This is a genomic window from Pseudomonas sp. B21-047 (assembly GCF_024748775.1).
Classification (GTDB): domain Bacteria; phylum Pseudomonadota; class Gammaproteobacteria; order Pseudomonadales; family Pseudomonadaceae; genus Aquipseudomonas; species Aquipseudomonas capeferrum.
Genome location: NZ_CP087169.1, coordinates 2966694 through 2987525, shown reverse-complemented (window position 1 = coordinate 2987525; position 20832 = coordinate 2966694). Strand labels below are relative to the sequence as shown.

General features: G+C 62.7%; 21 protein-coding genes, 1 pseudogene and 1 riboswitch. Of the genes and pseudogenes, 5 read left to right on the top strand and 17 right to left on the bottom strand.

What is annotated here, in order from left to right:
• Positions 1-7 precede the first annotated feature (7 nt).
• Positions 8-502, top strand: coding sequence for a methyl-accepting chemotaxis protein (locus LOY26_RS27050; protein ID WP_238338555.1), 495 nt, complete (start codon positions 8-10; stop codon positions 500-502).
• On the opposite strand, the gene LOY26_RS13430 is transcribed toward LOY26_RS27050, so the two are convergent.
• The 8 genes from LOY26_RS13430 to LOY26_RS13395 form a co-directional block, all read right to left on the bottom strand.
• Positions 477-3749, bottom strand: coding sequence for a transporter substrate-binding domain-containing protein (locus LOY26_RS13430; RefSeq protein WP_258713635.1), 3273 nt, complete (start codon positions 3747-3749; stop codon positions 477-479). The genes LOY26_RS27050 and LOY26_RS13430 overlap by 26 nt on opposite strands.
• A gap of 11 nt (positions 3750-3760) precedes the next feature.
• The gene (locus LOY26_RS13425; RefSeq protein ID WP_033698002.1) at positions 3761-4375 is read right to left on the bottom strand and encodes a response regulator transcription factor; all 615 of its coding nucleotides are present in this window, start codon (positions 4373-4375) and stop codon (positions 3761-3763) included.
• A 223-nt stretch (positions 4376-4598) separates the two neighbouring features.
• Positions 4599-4841, bottom strand: a complete 243-nt coding sequence (locus LOY26_RS13420) for a DUF1272 domain-containing protein (RefSeq protein ID WP_186653548.1) — start codon at positions 4839-4841, stop codon at positions 4599-4601.
• Positions 4842-4907: 66 nt separating this feature from the next.
• Positions 4908-5660, bottom strand: coding sequence for a precorrin-4 C(11)-methyltransferase (gene cobM / locus LOY26_RS13415; protein ID WP_186653545.1), 753 nt, complete (start codon positions 5658-5660; stop codon positions 4908-4910).
• Between the two features lie 31 nt (positions 5661-5691).
• Complete coding sequence (locus LOY26_RS13410; RefSeq protein ID WP_186653685.1) at positions 5692-6084, bottom strand: cobalamin biosynthesis protein; 393 nt, start codon at positions 6082-6084, stop codon at positions 5692-5694.
• A gap of 17 nt (positions 6085-6101) precedes the next feature.
• Complete coding sequence (locus tag LOY26_RS13405; protein ID WP_033697999.1) at positions 6102-6794, bottom strand: CbtA family protein; 693 nt, start codon at positions 6792-6794, stop codon at positions 6102-6104.
• 9 nt (positions 6795-6803) lie between these two features.
• Positions 6804-6989, bottom strand: a complete 186-nt coding sequence (locus tag LOY26_RS13400; protein ID WP_027593390.1) for a CbtB-domain containing protein — start codon at positions 6987-6989, stop codon at positions 6804-6806.
• A 95-nt stretch (positions 6990-7084) separates the two neighbouring features.
• A riboswitch (cobalamin riboswitch) is annotated at positions 7085-7307 on the bottom strand.
• A gap of 361 nt (positions 7308-7668) precedes the next feature.
• On the bottom strand, positions 7669-8148 hold the full coding sequence (locus LOY26_RS13395) for a GNAT family N-acetyltransferase (RefSeq protein ID WP_033697993.1): 480 nt from the start codon (positions 8146-8148) through the stop codon (positions 7669-7671).
• Positions 8149-8273: 125 nt separating this feature from the next.
• On the opposite strand from LOY26_RS13395, the gene LOY26_RS13390 reads away from it, so the two are divergent.
• From LOY26_RS13390 to LOY26_RS13375, 4 genes are all read left to right on the top strand, one after another.
• The gene (locus tag LOY26_RS13390) at positions 8274-8903 is read left to right on the top strand and encodes a LysE family translocator (RefSeq protein ID WP_077068416.1); all 630 of its coding nucleotides are present in this window, start codon (positions 8274-8276) and stop codon (positions 8901-8903) included.
• A gap of 21 nt (positions 8904-8924) precedes the next feature.
• A complete protein-coding gene (locus tag LOY26_RS13385) occupies positions 8925-9794 on the top strand; it encodes an alpha/beta fold hydrolase (RefSeq protein ID WP_186665291.1) in 870 nt (289 codons plus the stop codon).
• A gap of 99 nt (positions 9795-9893) precedes the next feature.
• Positions 9894-10775, top strand: coding sequence for a pirin family protein (locus tag LOY26_RS13380; protein WP_033697991.1), 882 nt, complete (start codon positions 9894-9896; stop codon positions 10773-10775).
• A 186-nt stretch (positions 10776-10961) separates the two neighbouring features.
• Positions 10962-11222, top strand: a complete 261-nt coding sequence (locus tag LOY26_RS13375) for a DUF1652 domain-containing protein (protein ID WP_033697990.1) — start codon at positions 10962-10964, stop codon at positions 11220-11222.
• 19 nt (positions 11223-11241) lie between these two features.
• Here the strand turns inward: LOY26_RS13375 and LOY26_RS13370 are convergent, their stop codons facing one another.
• The 9 genes and pseudogenes from LOY26_RS13370 to LOY26_RS13330 all read right to left on the bottom strand — a co-directional run.
• On the bottom strand, positions 11242-11856 hold the full coding sequence (locus tag LOY26_RS13370; RefSeq protein ID WP_186653531.1) for a Yip1 family protein: 615 nt from the start codon (positions 11854-11856) through the stop codon (positions 11242-11244).
• Positions 11857-11942: 86 nt separating this feature from the next.
• The gene (locus tag LOY26_RS13365; RefSeq protein WP_033697988.1) at positions 11943-12230 is read right to left on the bottom strand and encodes a hypothetical protein; all 288 of its coding nucleotides are present in this window, start codon (positions 12228-12230) and stop codon (positions 11943-11945) included.
• Positions 12231-12341: 111 nt separating this feature from the next.
• On the bottom strand, positions 12342-12986 hold the full coding sequence (gene alkB, locus LOY26_RS13360; protein ID WP_156310147.1) for a DNA oxidative demethylase AlkB: 645 nt from the start codon (positions 12984-12986) through the stop codon (positions 12342-12344).
• 134 nt (positions 12987-13120) lie between these two features.
• A complete protein-coding gene (locus LOY26_RS13355) occupies positions 13121-14566 on the bottom strand; it encodes a curlin (RefSeq protein WP_033697987.1) in 1446 nt (481 codons plus the stop codon).
• Positions 14567-14582: 16 nt separating this feature from the next.
• Entirely contained in the window at positions 14583-15056 is a 474-nt protein-coding gene (locus LOY26_RS13350) for a curlin (RefSeq protein WP_186653528.1), read from the bottom strand.
• 16 nt (positions 15057-15072) lie between these two features.
• The gene (locus LOY26_RS13345) at positions 15073-17304 is read right to left on the bottom strand and encodes an Ig-like domain-containing protein (RefSeq protein ID WP_258713634.1); all 2232 of its coding nucleotides are present in this window, start codon (positions 17302-17304) and stop codon (positions 15073-15075) included.
• A 32-nt stretch (positions 17305-17336) separates the two neighbouring features.
• A complete protein-coding gene (locus LOY26_RS13340; RefSeq protein WP_186653522.1) occupies positions 17337-18665 on the bottom strand; it encodes a hypothetical protein in 1329 nt (442 codons plus the stop codon).
• Positions 18666-18900: 235 nt separating this feature from the next.
• Positions 18901-20037, bottom strand: a complete 1137-nt coding sequence (locus tag LOY26_RS13335) for a DUF6708 domain-containing protein (RefSeq protein ID WP_258713633.1) — start codon at positions 20035-20037, stop codon at positions 18901-18903.
• Positions 20037-20771: pseudogene (locus LOY26_RS13330) on the bottom strand (hypothetical protein); the annotation flags it as partial. The gene LOY26_RS13335 and the pseudogene LOY26_RS13330, both read right to left, overlap by 1 nt.
• Positions 20772-20832 lie beyond the last annotated feature (61 nt).

Below are 20832 nucleotides of genomic sequence, written 5' to 3'. Positions count from 1 at the left end.
CAGCTCCATGCAGACCGATGCCTGCGCGCGCAAGGGTACCGAGGTGGTGCAACAGGCGGTGCAGGTGATCGAACAGATTTCCCAAGAGCTCAATGACGCGGCGCGCAGCATCGATGCGGTGAGCAAACAGTCGGATGTGATCGGCCAGATTGTCCTGACCATTCGCGGTATTGCCGACCAGACCAATTTGCTGGCACTGAACGCCGCCATCGAAGCGGCACGTGCCGGCGAGCATGGGCGCGGGTTTGCCGTGGTCGCTGATGAAGTGCGCAACCTGGCGGCGCGTACCAGCAAGGCAACCTTGGAGATCGTCGATGTGGTGCGCCAGAACCACGACCTGTCGCTGTTGGCGGTGGCCAGCATGCAGTCGAGCCTGACCCGCACCGGCCATGGCGTCGCCCTGGCCAACGAAGCCGGCACGGTGATCATGGAAATCCAGCAGGGCTCACGCCACGTGGTCGATGCGATCAGCCAGATCAGTTCGACGCTGCAATTGCACTGAGGGCGTCGGCCAGTTCGTGCAGCAAGCTCTGCATGCTGGTCTGCAGTTGCTGCCTTAGTTCAGCCGTAGGCAGCCCTTGGGCTTGCGCATGCTCGATGGCTTCGCAGTCCTTGACCAGTGTGCGTACCTTGAGCATTTTTGCCCCGCCCTTGATGCGATGGGCCAAGGCACGCACCGCATCGCCACTTGCGTCGGGGCCGAGCGCGCGCAGCGCGGCCAGGTCTTCGCTGGCGCTCTGCGACAATTGTTCCAGCAGGTGCCGCGTCAGTTGTTCATCGTCCTGAGTCAGGTGGCGCAATTCGTTCAGGTTGAAACCACTGCCTTGGGCTGGCACAGGCTGCGCATGCGCGCTGGCGTGCGGCAGGTGGGTTTTGAGGGTTTGCAGGCCAATGGGCTTGAACAGGCATTCATCCATGCCACTGGCCAGGCAGCGTGCACGCTCTTCAGCCTGTGCGTTGGCGGTGACGCCGAGAATCCGGCAAGGCGCCAGCGCGCCTTCGCTTTCGAGGCTGCGGATGCGCCGAGTCAGTTCGTGGCCGTCCATGATCGGCATGCTGCAGTCGGTGATCACCAGGTCGAACCGTGCCGCCTGCCAGCGCGTCAGCGCCGCTTCGCCGTTCTCAGCCAGGGTCACGCGATGCCCCAGCGTGTTCAGTTGCCGCTCCAGCAACAGCAAATTGGCAGGGTAGTCGTCGACCACCAGAATGTTCAGCGGGCCGCTGCTGCTTTCAAGGACAGGGGCAAGCGCTTCGGCAGGCGCGGGCGCCTGGCTGGCCGGCAGTTGCAGGCTGACCTGCACCTTGGTGCCCACGCCTTCGACGCTGTGCAGGCTGAGCGTACCGCCCATCAGTTCGGCCAGGGTGCGGCTGATGACCAGTCCCAGGCCGGCGCCCTGGCGTGCCCGTGGGCCGTCGGCCTGGGCGAAGGCATTGAACAGACGTGCCTGGTCTTCAGGGCTGATACCAATGCCGGTGTCACGCACGCACAGCTCAACTTGCATCTCGCCGCTGCTGGCTTGGGCCGACAGGGTCAGGCTGGCATGCACTTCACCGCGCTCGGTGAACTTGATGGCGTTGCTGATCAGGTTGGAGAGCACCTGCTTGAGCCGCAGCGGGTCTGCCATGACCCAACCCGCTGAAGGTGGCAGCGCACTGTGCAGGTGCAGGCCTTTGATTCGCGCATTGCCTTCGAATACCCGCAGCGTGTTGCGTACCAGTTCGACCAGGTTGCAGGGGACCGGTTGCAAGGTCATGTGCCCAGACTCGATACGCGAAATGTCGAGGATGTCGCCGATCAGCTCCAGCAGACCGATGGCCGAATCGTGGGCAGTCTGCAAGGTCTGGGCATCGCAGCGGCCGGCGCGACTGTCTTCCAGCGCCAGTTCGAGCAGGCCGATCACCGCGTTCATGGGTGTGCGGATTTCATGGCTCATGGTGGCCAGGAAGGTGCTCTTGGTCTGGCTGGCCTGTTCGGCGTCGTCCTTGGCCTGGCGCAGCTGTTCGAGCAGGCCGCGGCTCAATGCCAGCTGGGCCTGCAGGGCATGCTGGGCGTCGGTGCGCTGGTGGATCAGTTTGCGCAGGTAGCTGTTCCAGAACACCACCCCGGCCAGCAATAGCGCCGACAGCACCAGCACTTGCAGCGCCAGCGTGCGGTAATCGCGCCATGGGCTGTCACTGACCAGTGTGCTGGTGCGCCAGCGGTTGATCAGTTGGTCCAGCTCTTCTGGCGGGATGCTCAGCAGTGCCTTGTCGAGAATGGCCTGCAGTTGCGGTTGGTCCGAGGCCACCGCAAATGCCGCGATGGCCGGGCTGTCGTCCAGCACACTGGCGATGCGCAGCTGGTTCTTGAACACGTGGTTGATGTAGTAGGTGGCGTTGATGTGGTTGCTCAAGGCCACGTCGGCGGCGCCGTTGGCCACTGCTTCCATCAGCCCGAGGGGGTTGTCCACTTCGACCACCTTGGCGCGTGGGTAGCGACGCTTGAGTTCTGCCCGTTGCGGCGAACCGCGTACCAAGGCTATGCGCTGGCCATCGAGGGCCTTGGCCTGGGCAGGCGATGACGCGTCGTTGCGGGTGACCAATACCCGTGGACTGACCAGGTAGGGGCGGGTAAAACGCAATTGCCTGGCGCGCTCCGTGCCGTAACCCAGGGCGCCGATCATGTGCGCCTCGCCGCGCCCCAGGCGCTCGAGCATCGCCTGCGCCGACTGGCTTTCCAGCGGCTTGAACTGCAGCCCGGTGCGCAGGGATATCTGCTTGAGCAGTTCCAGGGTGATGCCGCTGGCGCGGTGCTGTGCGTCGTTGAAGGTCAGCGGCGCGAGCGACGTGTTGACCAGCACCTTGACGGTGGGGTTGCGGGCGATCCAGTCGGTTTCTTCAGCGGTCAGGGCCGCCAGGTGGCGCTCCAGCAGCAGGCTGGTGTTGCCGCTGGTCCAGCGGCGCAGGATGGTCAGGCGCTCGCTTTCGGTGATTCTGCCCAAGGCCTTGTCGATCAGGCTGCGCAGGCGTTGGTTGTCGTTGGCCAGGGCAAACGCGAAGGTGCCGGGCGGCACCTTGCAGAAGTGGTCGATCTTTACCGTGCCCTGGTAACTCTTGCCGATGAGAAAATCCGTGCTGATGGCATCACCCAGGTAGGCATCGGCCTCGCCCAATTCCACTGCGGCAAGGCCCGCCAGGGTTGAGCGGTACAGGCTCAATTGCGCTTTGGGGTAGAGCGCGCGCACGGTATTGGCGGGTAGGTAGTGGTCGACCATCGCAAGGCGCAGGCCATTGAGGTCTGGGGTGTTTTTCAAGGTGCGGCCTTCGCGCGTAACGATCACCGGCAGGTCGTCGGCGTAAGGCTCGCTAAGGCCGAGCTGGGCATCCGCCGCCTCGAATGCGTTGGAGCTACCCAGCAGGTCGATGCGGCCGTCGCGCAGCGCGGCAATCGCTTGGTGGCGGTTGTCGAAACGCCGGACTTCGATCGGGACGCCCAGTTGCTCGGCGATGATGCCTGCATAATCGGCGCTCAGGCCCTCGTAATCATGCTGGCTGATGTTGATTTCGAACGGCGGGTAATCAGGCCGCGAACTGCCCAGCACCAGGCGGCCGCGCTGCTGCAGCCATTGGCGGTCTTGGTCGCCCAGTTGCAAGGGCGCTGCGGCGCTGATCGAGCGCGCCAACAATTGCCTCGGTTCGCTGTCGGCAAACAGGCCGGTGGAGCCGGCCAGGCCGATGACCAGTAGAACGCTCGCCAGCAGGCGCTTCATGGCAGCTGGGCTCAGTTAACGCTGTTGCGCTTGGCCAGGTCGACCATTTCCACCAGCGATTCGGTCTTGAGCTTGTCCATGATGCGGCCGCGATAGGTGCTGATGGTCTTGGCACTGAGGTTCATGCAGGTGCCGATATTCTTGTTGTTTTCGCCGCGCGCAAGGCGCCGCAACACTTCCATTTCGCGGTTGGACAGGCTGCCCAGGCGTATCGACTCGCTCTCCAGCGAATTGCTGTTGACCGACATCTGCGGGAAGGTCGAATAGCCTTTGACCAGGGCCTTGAGTGCAAACAGCAAGGCTTCGTGGTCTTCGTCCTTGGTGACGAAGGCGCCGATGCCGGCATCCAGGCAGCGCCGTACATAAAGGTCGGTGGCCTGGCCGGTCAGCACCATGATCTTGGGCACCGGCTCGAGGCACTGAAGCCGCTTGATCACCTCCATGCCGTCCAGGCCGGGCAGGCCGATGTCCAGAAGCACCACGTCCGGCCGCAGTTCACGCGCCACCTGGGCGACTTCGCTGCCATTGGCGACTTCGCCGACGACGTTAAAGCGCTCCCGTTCGAGCAATAGGCGCAGGGACAGCCGGACGATAGGGTGGTCGTCGACGATCAGGACGGTTGTCATCAAGAAAACTCCTGTAGGGATGTGGTCCGCTTCCTGGAACACTCAGGAATACGTCTGCAAGTGGGGTTATCAGAAGCGCTGCAAGATACGACCATTCCCGAAGTTTGGTAATGCCGAGTATAGGACTGTTGATTAACCCAGTAGGAATTGTTGAAAAGTCCTACAAAAAAACGGGGATAAGCACCGCCAGCGTGGCGTGACGATGCCTATTTGCGCAGGGCTGTCAGGCGCAAGCGGGGTGGGGTTTGACTACGCGCAGGGGCGAGGCAGGGTTGTTGGCCAGCGCTTGGCCGACCCGTGTCGGGCGTGCCAGCAACTGGCCGGCGCAGTTGGGGCAGCGGCCGTGCAGGCGAGTGTCGGCACAGGTACGGCAGAACGTGCATTCGAACGAGCAGATCAACGCGTCCGGGCTATCCCCCGGCAGGTCGGCGTTGCAACACTCGCAGTTGGGTCGAAGTTCCAGCATTGGCATGGCTCCTGTTTGCAGGCGGGAGCCTTGAGTCTGCTACGCCAGTGCCAAGGCTGGCAATGCTCAGTCGCCGGGGCGATAGAGGTGTGCGTGCCCGGCCCGGTACAGGGCCGATTCGGCGAACGGCGTATCGCCCAGCACATGGCCGACGAGGATCAGCGCGGTACGGCGAAAATCCTTGAGTGCAACGCGTTCGACGATGTCTTCCAGGGTGCCACGCACCCAGTCCTGGTCCGGCCAGGTGGCGCGATGGACCACGGCAACCGGGCACTGTTGGCCATAGTGGGGTAACAGCTCGCTGACGATACGCGGCAGGTGTTTCACGCCCAGGTGGATCGCCAGGGTGCTGCCATGGCGCGCCAGATCGGCCAGTTGCTCGCCTGGCGGCATCGGCGAGCTGTCGCCGAAGCGGGTCAGAATCACCGTTTGCGACACCTGCGGCAAGGTCAGCTCGCAGCCCAGCAACGCCGCGCTGGCGGCGGTGGCGGTGACGCCCGGAATGATCTGGTAGTCGATGCCCAGCTCACGCAGGTGGCGGATCTGCTCGCCGATCGCGCCATACAGGCTCGGGTCGCCGCTGTGCACCCGGGCCACGTCCTGGCCTTGTGCGTGTGCCGTGCGCATGGCGCTGATGATCTGCTCCAGGTGCAGCTCGGCGCTGTTGATCACGGTCTCGGCCTGGTGGCCATCGAGTACGGCAGCGGGCACCAGCGAGCCGGCATAGATGATCACCGGGCACTGGCGGATCAGGCGCTGGCCCTTGACCGTGATCAGTTCCGGGTCGCCGGGGCCGGCGCCGATGAAGTAGACCGTCATGGAAAATCCTTGCAATGAATGGTTGGCGCAATTATCGCCCGCAGGCCAGGGCGAGGGTAGCTGGCCCGTACACCTGGCGGGTAACCAGCAGCCTGGCAGCGCCGAGGTGCTGGCTGGCCATGGCCAGCGCCGCGCTCTCTGCCACACCCCAGCAACCGCTGTGTGCGTGGGCAATGACCGAGCGATGGCTGAGCAGCGGTTCGTAGGGGGCAAGTTGCCTGGCATCGTACAGCAGCAACGGCACGCCGAGGCGCGTGGCGAGTTGCTGCAAGCCGGGTTCGTCGGCCTTCAAGGCGATGCTGGCGATACCGCGCAGCGCTGGCAGTGCCAGGCCGTGGTGGTCCAGAGCCTGGCGCAGCAGGGTTTCGAGGGTGTCCGCCGGGCAGCCCCGGCGGCAGCCGAAGCCGGCGTACAGTGTCGGCACCGAGGTGTCGACCGCCATCAGGCCTGGCTGGAGCGGCGGAACAGCCACGCGCTGAGCAGCCCCAAGGCCACCCAGAAGGCCGCGTTGGTCAGCCAGGAGGCGATCTTGAACTGCGCTTCCAGGGCCTCGGGTGCGAGGCTCTGATGAACTTCAGGTTGCGGTGCGCCGATGACATGCGGCAGCACCAGCAACACGGCGCCCAGCGCCTTCACCAGCCAGTGGCGGGCGAACACCAGCAGGGCCAGGCCCAACGCGGTGGCACTTGCGGTGCCGATCCACCAGGCCTGACGTTGCCCCAGGTCAGCGGCGGCGGTGCCCGGCAGCTCCGGTGGCAGGCCCAGGGTAGGTGCCAGGCAGAACACGGCGAAGCCTGCCAGGCCCCACAGCGCCCCTGTTGCCGCGCGCTTGGGCTCACGCAGGCTGTACAAGGCGGCGAGTATCAAGGCGAAGCCGACCGCGACCACCAGGTTGCCGCCGGTGGTGGACAGGATGCGCTGCCAGCCATCTTCGGGCGACCAGGCTTCGTCGCTGTGTTCATGCGCCGCAGCCCCTTCGGCGCCGTGTGCGTGATGCTCGGCAGCAGGGGCTGCAGACTCGTAGGTTTCCGCCTCAAGAATCAAAGGAGCAACCCAGAAGCTTTGCAGCAGGGTCAGCAGCAAGGCTGCAAGCAGCCCGCTGAAGCCCGCGGTTCGGGCGATGCGCGTGATCATGGTGCGTACTCAGTGGCAGGGGAAGGCAGCGCTGTGACGGGTGTCGTGGGCCGCGTTGTGGACGGCCTCGATGTGCGAGAAACCGGCAAAGTAGACCAGGCACAGGCCGAGCAGGCTGGCGCCGACGGCGATGACGACACGCTGACTGAGGGTAACGGGGGTGGCAATGCTGTGTTTGGCGCTGGTGACGGGCATGACGCGTTCCTCTGCTTTTGTGGGCAACGGGCAAGCGCGGCAGCCCCGAACGTGATCCGCCCAGGGGAATGCGACAGCGCCCGCCCACCGCGGGGTGTTGTTCATGAACGCCAGGCCGGTCTCCGGGCTAACGAGGAGGAGCAGCGCTCCTGAAAAGCGCCCCTTCCCATGCCAGATGATGCGGCACAGTGGTCTAGACGCTTCGCTCGCTTACCGTTGCGGGGGCAGCACCGGGTTTGTCCGGCCCTGGTCGAGGGCCTGTGACGCACCGGTTTCCCGTTTCACCCCTGAGGGGGCACCTGAACGCGAGGCATTAGGAGACCACGAGGCAAGTTTTGCGTCAATTGCACAGCGGTTCGCGCGCGAAAAGTATTTCAGAAGTTGTAGGTGACCCGGCCGAAGTAGTAGCCAGCTCGCCGAACAGTTCCACCGGCTCTTGCAGGTTGCCCAGCTAACGCAGATGGAACAGCCATAAATCCGCCCAGGGGCTGCGGCACGCCCAGGCGCAAGGTGCCCGACGGGGCACCGTCATTGGCGGTGGCCGAGTCGTGTCACCCTCTGTGGTGGTGGCTCAATGGGTAAGAAATTGCACTAAAAAGATAATATAAAACAAGGAAATACGAATATTTCTTTAGAAGTGACATAAGGAAACTGAAAAGGGTGAGTCGGGGCTCGAAGGTCAACCCCGCGCAAACGCCAGCAGCTTCTCGCCATCGAGCCGATACCGAAGCCACTCACTCTGCGCCTCGGCGCCCAACGACTGGTAAAACCCGATTGCCGGCGCGTTCCAGTCCAGCACGCTCCATTCCAGGCGCCCGCAATTGTTCTGCACGGCCTCGCTGGCAATATGGCGCAGCAGTTTGCGCCCAGCGCCATCGCCGCGCTGCTCGGGCGTCACGTACAGGTCTTCGAGGTAGATGCCATTGCGCCCGAGCCAGGTCGAGTAGCTGTAGAAGTACACGGCAAAACCAATCGCCAGGCCATCACGCTCGCAAATCAGGCTGTGTACGGTACTGCCTTCGTCAAACAGGCTGCGCTGGATGTCGTCGACAGACGCAACGACCTCGTGCCGGGCACGTTCGTAGTCGGCAAGCTCGGTGATGAATGCCAGAATCTGCGCGGCATCGGTACGCACGGCGGGGCGAATGGTGAGGCTCATGGGGCAGGCTTCCTTGAACTGAACGAGATAGGTACAGTATTTGTATCTATTTAATTTAGCGAAATTGTACCGGTCGCAAGGCAGGGCGACTCCGTTAGTGTGACAGCACCAATAATGATTGTGGAATGCCTGCCATGCTTGCCTCTGCCGACCTGCTGACAGCCTTTGTGCTGTTTGCCTTCGTATCCTCCATCACCCCGGGGCCGAACAACACCATGCTGCTGGCCTCCGGCGTGAACTTCGGCGTGCGCCGTTCGATCCCGCATGCCATCGGCATCAGTGTCGGTTTCATGGTCATGGTGCTGGCAGTCGGTTTAGGGCTGGGCGAGGTGTTCAAGGCATGGCCGGCGCTGTACACCATCCTGCGCTACACAGGCGCCGCCTACCTGCTGTACCTGGCCTGGAAGATCGCCACCTCGGGGCCGATCGGTACAGCCTCGGGCAGCGCCCGCAAACCGTTGGGCTTCTGGGGCGCTGCGGCATTTCAGTGGGTCAACCCCAAGGCCTGGGTAATGGCAGTGGGGGCAATCACCACCTACACACCGGCCCAGGGATACGTGATGAACGTGGTCGTCATCGCCGCGCTGTTCGCCCTGGTCAACCTGCCCAGCGTCGGGGTCTGGGTCATGTTCGGCAGCGCCTTGCGCAACCTGTTGCAGAATCCGCGTTGGCTGATGCTGTTCAATGTCCTGATGGCCGTGCTACTGGTGATTTCGCTATACCCGCTGCTGTTTGTAGAATCGGCGTTTTCATAGACCGATGAGTACAGCAAGCCCATGCAGTTGATCCCGTGGTCCCACCATTGCTCCGAAGGCTTTACCCTGCGCGGCTGGCGTACGCCGGCCAGTGGCAAGCCTTTGCTGCATTTTCTGCATGGCAACGGCTTCTGCTGCCTGGCCTACCAGCCGTTGCTGATGCGCCTGGGCGAGCACTTCGACCTGTGGCTATGCGATGTGCAAGGCCACGGCGACAGCGACCATGGCGGTGCGTTTCGCGGCTGGAACCGCACAGCTGAACTGGCAGTAGAGGCGTTCGAGCGCGGGCGTGGCGAATATGGCGAGGTGCCGCGTGTTGCCCTCGGGCACAGTTTTGGTGGCGTGCTCTCGGGGCTGATCCTGGCCAGCGAGCCGCAGTTGTTCGAGCGCGCCGTGCTGCTCGACCCGGTGTTGTTCAGCCGCAGCATGATCGGCGTGATGGGCGCCGCCGCGCTGGTTGGCCTGCACCAGCGCCACGCTTTGGCGCGCAAGGCTGCCAGCCGCCGCAGCCATTGGCCCGATCGCGAAACGGCGCTGGCCTCGCTGCAGGGCCGCGGTATCTTCAAAGGCTGGAGTGATGCGGCGCTGCAAGCCTATGTCGAGCATGCCATTGGCGATTGCGGCGAGGCGGTGGTACTCAAGTGTCGGCCCAGCCGCGAGGTGGAGATTTTCAGTTCGTTCCCCAAACGCATGTGGGCGAACCTGGCAGCGATCCAGACACCGACGCGGGTGCTGTATGGCGAACAGACCTACCCCTTCGTGCCACATTCGGTGAAGCGCCTGGTGGCGCTGAACCCGAACGTGACTGCCCAGCAGGTCGCGGGTGGGCACTGTTTCATGCAGGAGGACCCAGCGATGACAGCAGCGTCCGTGCTCAGCTTTCTAAACTGAAGTTTGTCCTATTGATGGAACGATGCATGCCATTTCAGCTGTCTACCGCCTGATTGGTATCATTGGTAAGGTGATCCCAGCCAAGAGAGGAGACTTCTCATGAAAAAGATTCTGGGTATTCACCGCAGCCCTCACCCCCACTGGGTAGGCGATGGCTTCCCGGTGCGCAGCCTGTTCACCTATGACAACCTGGCCAGCCAGATCAGCCCGTTCCTGTTGCTGGACTATGCCGGCCCGCACACCTTTACCCCGACCAGCGCCCGGCGCGGCGTCGGGCAACATCCGCACCGTGGTTTCGAGACCGTGACCATCGTCTACCAGGGCGAACTGGAGCACCGTGACTCGACGGGGGCGGGTGGCCTGATCGGCCCAGGCGACGTGCAATGGATGACAGCTGCCAATGGCATCCTCCATGAAGAGTTCCACGCCCCGGCGTTTGCCCGCAGTGGCGGTACGCTGGAGATGGTGCAGCTGTGGGTCAACCTGCCTGCGCGTGACAAGCGCGCTGCGGCGGGGTACCAGACGCTGCTGGCCACGGACATCCCTGTGGTGGCGCTGGACGGCAACGGTGGCAGCCTGCGGGTGATCGCGGGTGAGTACCAAGGGCAGCCAGGCCCTGCGCGAACCTTTACCGCCATGGATGTCTGGGACATGCGTTTGAACGCCCAGTCGAGCGTGCAACTGCCCGTCGCGACGGGGCGTAATGCAGCCCTGGTGGTGTTGCGCGGCAGCGTGCGGGTCAACGGTGAACGCGAAGCCGGGCCGGCCAGCCTGGTGCTGTTCGAGCGTAGCGGTGAGGGCATTGCCATCGAGGCGCTGGAAGACGCCAGCGTGCTGTTGCTCAGCGGTGAACCGATCGATGAGCCGATCGTTGGCTACGGGCCGTTCGTGATGAACAGCGAGGCAGAAATCGCAGAATCGTTCGATGATTTCCATGCCGGACGGTTCGGGCAGATGCCGGCCGAGACCGCTCGTCGTTAACTGCCAGCAGCCGATCGAACAGTACAGGCCCACCAGCGATCTTCCACTAAGGTGCTAGATGATTCCCCGCACGATCATTGCTCCGGCGCATGGACGGCCGCCGGAGGATGCGCAATATCAATTGGCACCTTGCCTGGCAAAGGCGTACCTAACCAATAGGCCATCCGGTACAGAGAGGGTCGTACAATGTCGTTGATAGGCGTTTCAATGCTGGAAATGCGGCAGATGATTGAGCAAGCCTGCCTGCCTGATCGCTGCGAAGTCAGTTGCGCGGATGGCGCTCACCTGACCATTCGCCTGGGCCAGGGGAAAAGCCTGGAAGAGGGGGTGACCCTGAGCGGGGTAGACCTGCAGGGCCTCAACAGTTGCCGCGACGTGGTGAACCTGCTTACGCAATTGCACGCGCTGCGTGATAAACCCACCACGCCGCTCAGGGCGATTGCCTGAGCCTGCCCGTAGAGCCCGGTCAGCCCAGGCTGGCCGGGCGCACATACTCCGGCATCAGGCCGTTGAACCAGAACAGGATCATCGACACCAGGATGGTCACCAGCACCAATAGGCCCACCCCCCAGACACAGGCGGCGAACAGCATGGCCTGTTCTTTGCGCAAGCGTAAAAACGTCTGCAAACCGCCGAACAGCAGCACGCTGGCATACGCCGAGGCGGCCAACAGCGCCACCAGGGCCAGCCAGCGAATCGGCAGCAACCCGACCACTCCGGCAAAAAACCACGGCGTCGCGCAGTAGGCGGCAAAGCCGATGCATTGCTGCAGGCTGGGTTGTGCATCAAAGCCGCGTGACATCCAGCGGATCATCACCCCCATGATCATCACCCCGACCACCGTGACGGCATACAGCAGACACGCCAGCTGCGCCGCGCTGGCGAGGCTCAGGCGCACGCGTTCTTCGCCGGCAAGGCTCCAGCCAAAGGTGGTAGTGCCGACGAATAGGCACACGGCAGGGATCAACGCCAACGCCAGCAGGCGCGGCAGGTATTGCTGCGGGTGGTCTTCTTCCGCCCGGCGGATCTCTATCCAGGCATCGGATGGGTGGGTGAAGAGCTTGAGCAACGGACTGTTCATGGCGATCTCCAGAAGGCATGGGCTCTTGTGCTATGGAGACGTGGTGTTGCCGGCAGGTTCAGCCCACTTGGCCGCCGTTGATCGGCTTATTGCAACTCCAGCAACAGGTTGAGCCCCCCGTCGCCGCACTTGCCTTGGTCGCGCACCACGCCGCGGTAACTGCGGCCGTCCCAGACGAACGCCACGCTGTGAGCACGGTCGACTTTGTCGGGCAGTGGCGGGCAGATGTGCAAACGCAGCGCAGGGCGGCCCTGCAGGTTGATGGCGGCGAGCTGGCATTGGCATTCAACGCTCTGCGCTACAGGGCCGAATAACGTATCGCGTACGTAATCGAGCTGCAGCGAGGCGTTGGGAGAGCGGCCGGGCATTTTCATCGGTGCGCAGCTCCATGGCAGGGCGTGTAGGTCATGTCGGGCTCCTCGAAAAGACTGACGCTGCTCATCTTTAGAAGCCTTACCGGCGAAGATGTTCAAGTTTTTACGCCATTACCCCGCCTTGCGCAGGGTCAGGTTGATGCGCCGTTCACCCATGCGCGGATGCACGCCGGGTTTGATTGGCAACACCCCATGAAAGCGCAAGCGGTCCTCACCGCCCCAGACCAGCACATCGCCATGGTTCAGCGGTACACGCTGGGTCTTGTCCGCGCGTTGTAACCCGCCCAACAGGAACACCGCAGGCAAGCCCAGTGAAATCGACACGATCGGCTGGTCGTAGTCCTGTTCGTTGCGGTCTTGGTGCAAGCTCAGGCGGGTACCAGGCAGGTAGTGGTTGACCAGGCAGGCGTCGGCGACAAAATCGTCAAAGCCTGCGATGGCGGCTGCGCGACCTGCCAGGCTGAGCAGAACGGGCGGTAGCGCAGGCCAGGGCATGCCGCTTTGCGGGTCGGTGGAGGTGTAGCGGTAGCCGTGCGCATCACTGACCCAACCCAGCGCACCGCAATTGGTCAGCGCTACGGCCATGTGCAGGCCGCCTGGCGTCTGCATGTGCCGGAACGGCGCGGCGCGCAGCACTGGGCGCAGGGCGTCGAGCAGGGCCTCGAGCTCGGCCAGGGCGAAACCGGGCAGCAGCACGGTGTGGCTGGCCAGGCGTTGCGGCTGGGGGCCGAACAGGTCGAGGTCGGACTGGATCATGACGGGCGCACCGAATGGGGTGCTGACCATTGTAATGCTGTTGGCGTGCATGGCCTATTCGCGCCAAGCCCGCTGCAACAAAAAGGAACCGCGGCACTCGGGAGAGTGAGCACCGCGGTCCAAGGGGGAAGGGCTTACTTTTGAGTCACAGTGGCCGTGTTCGCGCTGCCCAGCTGGCTGATGGTGGCGGTTTGCGCGATACCGCTCTGGTCGACGAATGCCTTGTTGCCCTGGCCGCCCTGGGTCACGTAGGCGGCGTTGACGCTGTCGGTCTGTTTGATGGTGACCTCGTTGCCGCTACCGTAGAGCTGATTGGTGTGGCTCTGGTTGCTGTAGCCGGACTGGTCCAAGGTGATGGAGTTGCCGGTACCTTCGCTGCTGCCGAAGGCATAGTTGTCAGTGCCACGCTGGTCGGCGATGAGGATGTTGTCGCTGCCGTTCTGCTCGAAGAACAGCTCGTTGTTGCTGTCGGCCTGCTTGGTCTGCATCGCGTTGTTGTTGCCGGTCTGGTTCAGCGTGGCCAGCTGGTTGTCACCATTCTGCGTCAGGTTGACGCCGTTGCCGTTGCCGTACTGGTTGATAACGGCGGTCTGGTTGGTACCAAACTGGCCGCCCATCTTGTCGCCTTTCCAGTTGCTGGCGGTGATTTTGTTGCCGTTGCCTTGGGTAGTCACGGTCAGGTTGAGGTTTTCACCGTTCTGGTAGGTGTAGTGCAGGTTGTTGCTACCCTTCTGCGAAATGGTAGTGGTCGAGTTGTTGCTCTCGAACTGATCCGACCAGCTGGCGTTGGCCTTGCCATTTTGCGTCAGGCTGGCCTTGTTGGCTTCGCCGAAACTTTGGTCGATGTAGCCTTCGTTGAGCTGGCCGGTCTGAGTGACGTTGGCCTGGCTGCCCACCTGGGTGTCCTGCCATACCTCTACCGAGTTGCCAGTGCCGGTCTGGTTGAGGCCGATGGTGCCGCCTTGGCCGTCGCGCTGGTCACCGTAGGCCCAGTTCTCCTTGCCGTCCTGGTAGATCTGGATGTTGCCGTCGTTGTGGGTCAGGTGCTCGGCAGCGGCATAGTTGTCGGCGCCGGCCTGCATGATCAGGCTCTGGTTGTTGCTGCCGCCGAACATCTGCTCGGCGAAGGCTTCGTTGCGCTGGCCCGATTGCAGGGTGGTGACTTGGCTGCCTAGCTGGGTGTCCTGCCACACGGTCGAGTGGTTCTCGCTGCCTTGCTGGGTCTGCAGGACCTGGTTGTTTTCGCCCAGTGACTGGCTGGCGAAGGCATCGTTGTAGCTGCCCCCGGACTGCTGGGTGATCTGGCTGCCGTTTTCGAACAGTTGCTCGGCGTACCCTGCGTTGTACGAGCCGGTAGCGCTCTGCTGGATATCACTGGTGCTGTCGGCCTGCACTGCCAGGTGGTTGTGGCCCTTGCCGGTCTGGGTCTGGGTGGCCGAGGCGAACGGTGCGAGGGTCTGGGTCACTTCGGCAATGTTTTCCTTGCCGTCCTGAGTCTGCGTCGAAGTGCTGTCGGCAGCCATGACCTGACCTGCAAGGGCCAGGACGATAGCGGCACTTAGGGGAGCGAGCTTGAACATGGTGGTGCCTCCAGGTCTATCGGTATTGGGTGATCTGAACATGCTGGCCATTGCCGGCTTGGGTCACGGAGCTGTTGAGGCCCGTGCCGGACTGCACGATGCTGGCGCTGTTGTCGTTGCCGATCTGGTCGATGGCAGCGCTGTTGCTGCTGCCGCTCTGGCGGATCGACGCGCTGTTGCCATTACCCTGCTGGCTGATGCTGGCCATCAGGTCACTGCCTTCTTGCAGGATGTACGCCTCCTGTGCGCCCCCGGCCTGGACGATGCGGCCCAGCAGGGCCTGGCCGTTCTGGTCGAGGGCGGCGCGGTTGCCGTTGCCTTGCTGTTCGATCACCGCGGCCTGGCCGGCGCCGACCGGTAACAGGCGGATGATCACGGGGTCGCCGAGGTCACTGCCGGGCGCAAGGTCGGCGTTGTCCATCAGGTCTTCGGCCCCCCTGGCCTGGCCCGTCAGGGCCAGGCAGAGCAGCAGTGGATACAGGCATTTCATGGCGTTCTCCGGCCTTTCACTGCACGACTACGTTGACGGTGCGGGTGGTGCCTGGGCTGGTGGTGATGGTCGCCGTCGGCGCGGCGGTCGGGATCACCGTGGTGCTGTTGCTGACGGCCAGGCGCCAGCGGCCGGTGACCGGTACCGTGGTGGTGCCCAATGTCTGCACGCCAGTGGTGGTGGTGACCCGCACGGTAACGACGTTGCCGGTGGTCACCGATGAGGTGCCGCTGATGTCCCAGTTGTAACGGTTGTTGGAGCGTGCCGTGACCGTGGCTGTGGTGACCGCGAAGGTCTCGGCGGCGGGGCGTGGCGACACGTTGACGGTGACGGTGGCGCTGTTGGACAGCGCCCCCAGCGCGTCACGCACCTGGTAGGTGAAGGTGGTGGTGAAGGCCGTCGTGACGGTCGCCGGTGGTGTGTAGGTGACAGTGGTGCCGTCAGTGCTGACGGTCCCTCTGCCTGCCGCCGGCTGGGTCACACTGGCAACCACCAGGGGCAGATTGCCTTCTGGATCGGTAGCGCCGGCCAGCGCGTTGATGGTGAGCGCTACACCGAGCGTGGCGACGGTTTGAGCGGCTGCGGTCGGCGCCTGGTTGGGTGCGACATTGACCGTAACCGTTGCCGGTTCCGACTTCAGACCTTTGGCATCCACGGCCCGATAGCTGAAGGTGGCCACCAGCGGTTGCGTGGCCCCGACTGGTGGGGTGTAGGTCACCGACGTGCTGCCGTTGAGTACCACGCCGCCCAGGCCGGTACCCGGTTGGGTCAGGTCGCTGATGGTCAGCGGTACGTTGCTATCCGGGTCGCTGTCGTTCATCAGCAGGTTCAGGCTCAGCGGCACCCCGACACTGGTGCTGCCAATATCGGCCTGGGCCAGCGGTGGCTGGTTGGCGGCTTCGACAGGTGCATTGCCGACCACCACTACAGGCTCGACATCGCTGCCGCCATGGCCAGATTTGACCGTGACGGTCGCAGGCGGCTGGGCAATATCGTTGACCGTCAGGCTTTGCAGCGTGCCGGACTTGGACAGCCGTCCGTAGCCTTGGGCCACCAGGTCAGGGATCGCCACTTCGTCGCTGGAGCGGGCTTCGATGAACAGGCGTTTGTTGGCCCAGTCGTAGCGTGCGGTGCTTACCTTGACCACATCGCTGAGCTTGCTCGACAACGCCGTTGGCTGTGTGGTGCCGGTGGCGCTGCTGCCGGTAACCACCACCACCGGTGGCGGCGCGGCCTGGCTCAGTTGCTGGCTGAAGAACAGCCCGTTGTTGTCCGGCAGTAGGCTGAACTGGCAAGGCGAAGGCGGTGAGCCAATCAATGCCAAGCCATTGCGCATGCACACGCTGGCATTGTTGGGCGCTTTGGCAAAGACCTCGACACGGGTCCCGGCGCCGTTACGCGAGTAGGTGGCACGTTCCAGGGTGACGGGCGTTTGCGCGCGTTGATCGAGCACTTTGCCGGACACCGTGAAGGCGTTGGTCTGGATGGCGCCAGGTGGGCCTTCGATGCGCACGAAGTTGGTGTTGAAGGGGCTGCCGACCACCGCTTCGGTGATGTTCGGGTCGCCGATAAAGGTTTCGGTCGAGCCGGTGTCCGGGTTGACCGCGGTATAGGGGCCGCCGACGCCGCGTAGCCAAGGCCCGAGGTTACCGTTGAGTGGCCCGCGGAAGTTGCCTGGCGCGCCGATACCGATGTCGCGGGTGATGTTGATCGCCCGCCGGCCGGCCGTGGTGACGTTGACCGTCTCTACCCCATAAGGGTGGGTGATGGTGTAGACGCCTGTGCGCGGCACTGAGGCGCGGATTCGGATGCGGGCAAAGCTCTGCTGGTCGCCGTCCACCGGGTTCTCGGCGGCAAACGCCGCTTCCAGGCCGGCGACGTATACTTCCAGCTCGTAGCCACTGTTGCCTACCTGTGGTATCTCGGTCTCGGCCAGGAACCAGAACATCTCTGGCGGCCAGTTGTCGGGGAATACCAGCGGCAGGGTATCGTCATAGATGCCAGGTTCGGGCAGCAGGGTGCACATGTAGGCAGGGGCGCCGGGGCCACCAGGTGCTCGGGTGCTGGTGGCCCGCGACTGGCACAACTCCAGCGACAGGTCGTTGGCGTCCTTGTACCACATGGGATAACCACCAGTGGCAAAGGTGTACGGGCCTGGGTCGACATCGGACAACGCGGCAAAGGCGGCGCTGGTGACGGTGAGGGAAAAACCGGCGGCGAACAGCGCACGGCGTGGCCAAGTGTTCATGCTGCCTCCTTGAAGGCTGAGCCTTTGTCTGTTCATGGCACCAGCACCACGTCTTCGCTGTCGCTACCACCATTGGCGCTGGTGACTTGCACCTTGGCCGGGGGGATGGGCGAGAGGGTTGTGCTCAATGTTTTCACGGCGCCGTTGCCACTGAGGTTGCCGATCAACGTGCCGTTGGCGGTGTGGGCGGTCAGCACAGGCGGGCTGGTTTCATCGCTGGTGCTGGCGACCAGCGTCAGCTGGCCGGTGGACAGGCGGTATTCGGCCTGGGTGATGGTCACCAGGTCGGTCAGTGGCAGGTTGGCCGTGGTCAGGCTGCTGGTCGGGATGGCCACACTGTTGTCGGCGGTCAGCACCAGCGTTGTTGGCAGCGCTGGGTTGAGAACCGACTGGGCATACCAGGCACCGGTGCCGTTGGCTTCGGTCAGGCTCAGGTTTGGGGTCTGGCTGGTCAGGGTGACGGTCGCAGGCGGCGGCGGGGCCATGACGAACACATCTTGCTGGGCGCGCAGGTCGCCATTTTCGGTACGCCGCGAGTAGGTGGTGCGTAGCGGCATCAACGGGGTAGGCAGGGCGACGTTGGAGAGCTTGCCTGAGATCGAGAACAGCTCGGTACGCAGGTCGATGCCGCCGGGGCCTTCGATGCGCACGAAGTTGGTGTTGAACGGGCTGCCGGTCACAGGCTCTTCCAGGTTCGGGTCGCCAATGAAGCGTTCGCTGCCCTCGGTGTAAGGGCCGTTTACGCTGCGCAGGAACGGGCCGACATCGCCTTTGAGCGCACCGGTAAAGTCGCCTGCACCGGCGATGCCGATGTCGCGGGTCATGTTGATTGCCCGACGCCCGCCGGCCGGTACATCGAACACATCGACACCATAGGGGTGGGTGACCACGTAGGTGCCTGCCGTCGGTACATCCACCCGGATCCGCACCCGGGCGAAGCTGACTTGATCGCCTTCGACCGGTTCTTCGGCGGCGAACGCCGCCTCGATGGCCGTGCCGTAGCTCAGGTCGATGCCGCGTGCCGCGTCGACGATGGCGGCGTCAGCGGTAAACCAGAAGGCCTCGTCGGGGAAGTTGGTGGGGAAGGCGATGGGTTGGGTGTCATCGAACACCCCGGGGGTTGGCAGCAGTGTGCACATGTACGCCGGTGCGCCGGGCGCGCCGGCGGCCCTGGAACTCACCGCTTTGGTCAGGCACAGGTCGAGGGTACGACCGTGGCTATCCTGGTACCAACCGGCAAAGTTGCCGTTGCCAAGGTTATAGGGACCGGGGTCGACAGCGTTCAACGCAGCCTGCGCCGGGAGCTGGAGCATGCCGGCGAAAATCGCCACTGCCAGCGGGTGGGGTATCGGTCGGTGCATGAGTCAATTCCTCCTGCAAACGGGCCCATGGACTTGGGGCGTCTGGCAGGAGATCGGCAATAGGCGTGCCAAAACGATCTCATTGGGTTGCAAGCCTTGCGGCACAAGGGCTGCAGACCCTTCGTCAGGTTTTCCTGGAACTTGCCTATGGGCCCCGTACCCCCAGCATTGGGGGTTGGGGCCGGTGGTTGCGACCCACTCCCGAGAGCCGCTGGGGCTTGAGCGCAGCCTGCTTCTATATCGGCGATTTTGGCGCTTTGGGTGTACGCGGTTTACGTGGCTTTTTCGCTGGGCGCTTGCCAGGTTTGAGCTGCCAGCGGTCGGCATTGGCGAGCAGTCGCTCTTGGATTTCGGGCGGGTAGTCACTCAAGGTAGTGGGTGAAGGCACGGGTTTACCGGGCAAACCGGCTTCACGGATCACCTTCGGCCAGCGGGGTCGCCAGCACAGCAGCAGGCTGACCCAGTGCGCGGTGCCGATGATGACGAAAGCGGGCCAGACCATGAGCATTGCGAGTTTGAACAGCCAACTGCTATTGCGGAAGAAACGGCCAAGGCCTTCGAACTGGGCGCTGAATGCCTGAATGGGCGAAGGTAGCTGGGTACTCAGGCGGGGGCGGGGGACGGCGTGCGGGCCTTCTTCCATGTAGCGGCGGATGAATTCCCATTCATCACGGAGTTCACTGCCGCCTTGGCCTTGTTTACCGAGTAGGGCCATTTCCATGTGGGGAAGGCCGGTATGGATGGGGTGCCAGATCAGGCCAAGTCTCATTCCAACGCTGAGCGGGTCGTCTTCTGGATCAAGACCTGTGCTTCCGGTTGTTCTCCAAGGAAATGTTACAATGCCACCACATGAAGGTGGTCGATGAAGATGAACTTGCTGAGTTTTCCGATTGAAGCGAATAAGTAAGTGGCGGCTGGTCAACATTTCCAGGCGTGTAAATTGCAAGCCGTACCTTATGTAGAAGTAAATGATTGCGCCATCCATCAGACTCATAAGTAAGGCAAGTATAATGTCTAGGGCTGAGGTGTCGTAAGGTGAGAATATGTTTAGATGAATTGAGCTAAGCGTCATCATGACCCCGGTATACAATATCGGAATCAAACTCCCTAAAGTCATCAATGTAATTAGTCCGCGTTTTTCTTCTGAGCCCCCGCAACGCATTTCCATATAGGTATCGTTGAGCGTAAAGACTGGCCCTCGCACTTTTGGCGCTTCGCTGACAGAGCGAAAGTGTGTTTCTTTCTCGAAGTCGCCCTCATAAAAATCCCTATCTGCACGTTTATCCGACGCACTTCTTTCGGCATCAAATTCCTTGCGTGCGACGTCCGACTCTATGGCCATTTGCCACAAGCTCCATTCAATTATATACATTACAGGGCCTCACTGAATGCTGAGTACAACGCTGCTAGCTCTTCCTGCTCATCATATGATTTGGTGTTTTTCTCTAAGCGGTAGCTGCTCCGCTTGCACCACTTTTCCAATGCGTCGTCTTCAAATATGTAGATTAATACAGTCAGGATCAAGCCCAGCCAGAAAGTGCCTAAAACTAATCGAGCCAGGAGTAGACGTGCAGCCTGCGTGCCTAGTCGTGAAGCAACACTCCCTAAAGAGCGCCCAATAACCCGTAGCGTCTTGTTCTGGTTATTCAGGGACAAATAGTCGAAGAAGGGTTTCGCTAATGCTATAGCTGTTCCAGCTTCTGCCAACGCCAGTACTATGGTTGCGGCTCCTCGGGCACGGTATGCGTAACCCAGTCTTTGGGAATGAACGCTTGACGCTTTACCCTGCGCTTCACGGAAATGCTTATTAGCATCGACAAAATCCCACCAAGCCAGCACGAAGCCTCCCATCCCAGCCAGACCAGCCCCCCAAAGCTTCAATCTCCCCAACGTCGCCGCAGCGCCTCTCCCGGTCACGCTATTCGCGCCATACCTCACCACCACCTGATCCACATAACTGGCGCCAACTTCAAACCCGGCCGCAGCCGTGGTCATGGCCGCTGCCAAAAGCTCGGTCTTCACCCGCGCATCACTGTCGGGCAGCTCTCGTGCCTTGAATGCCATCAGCATTCCTTCCAGTAGGCAAACCAGCCCGGAGACACGCACTTAGCGACAGGGCTGTTACGTCGTGCTGGGCGGTAGCCGGCTGTAACACGTCTGCCCAGTT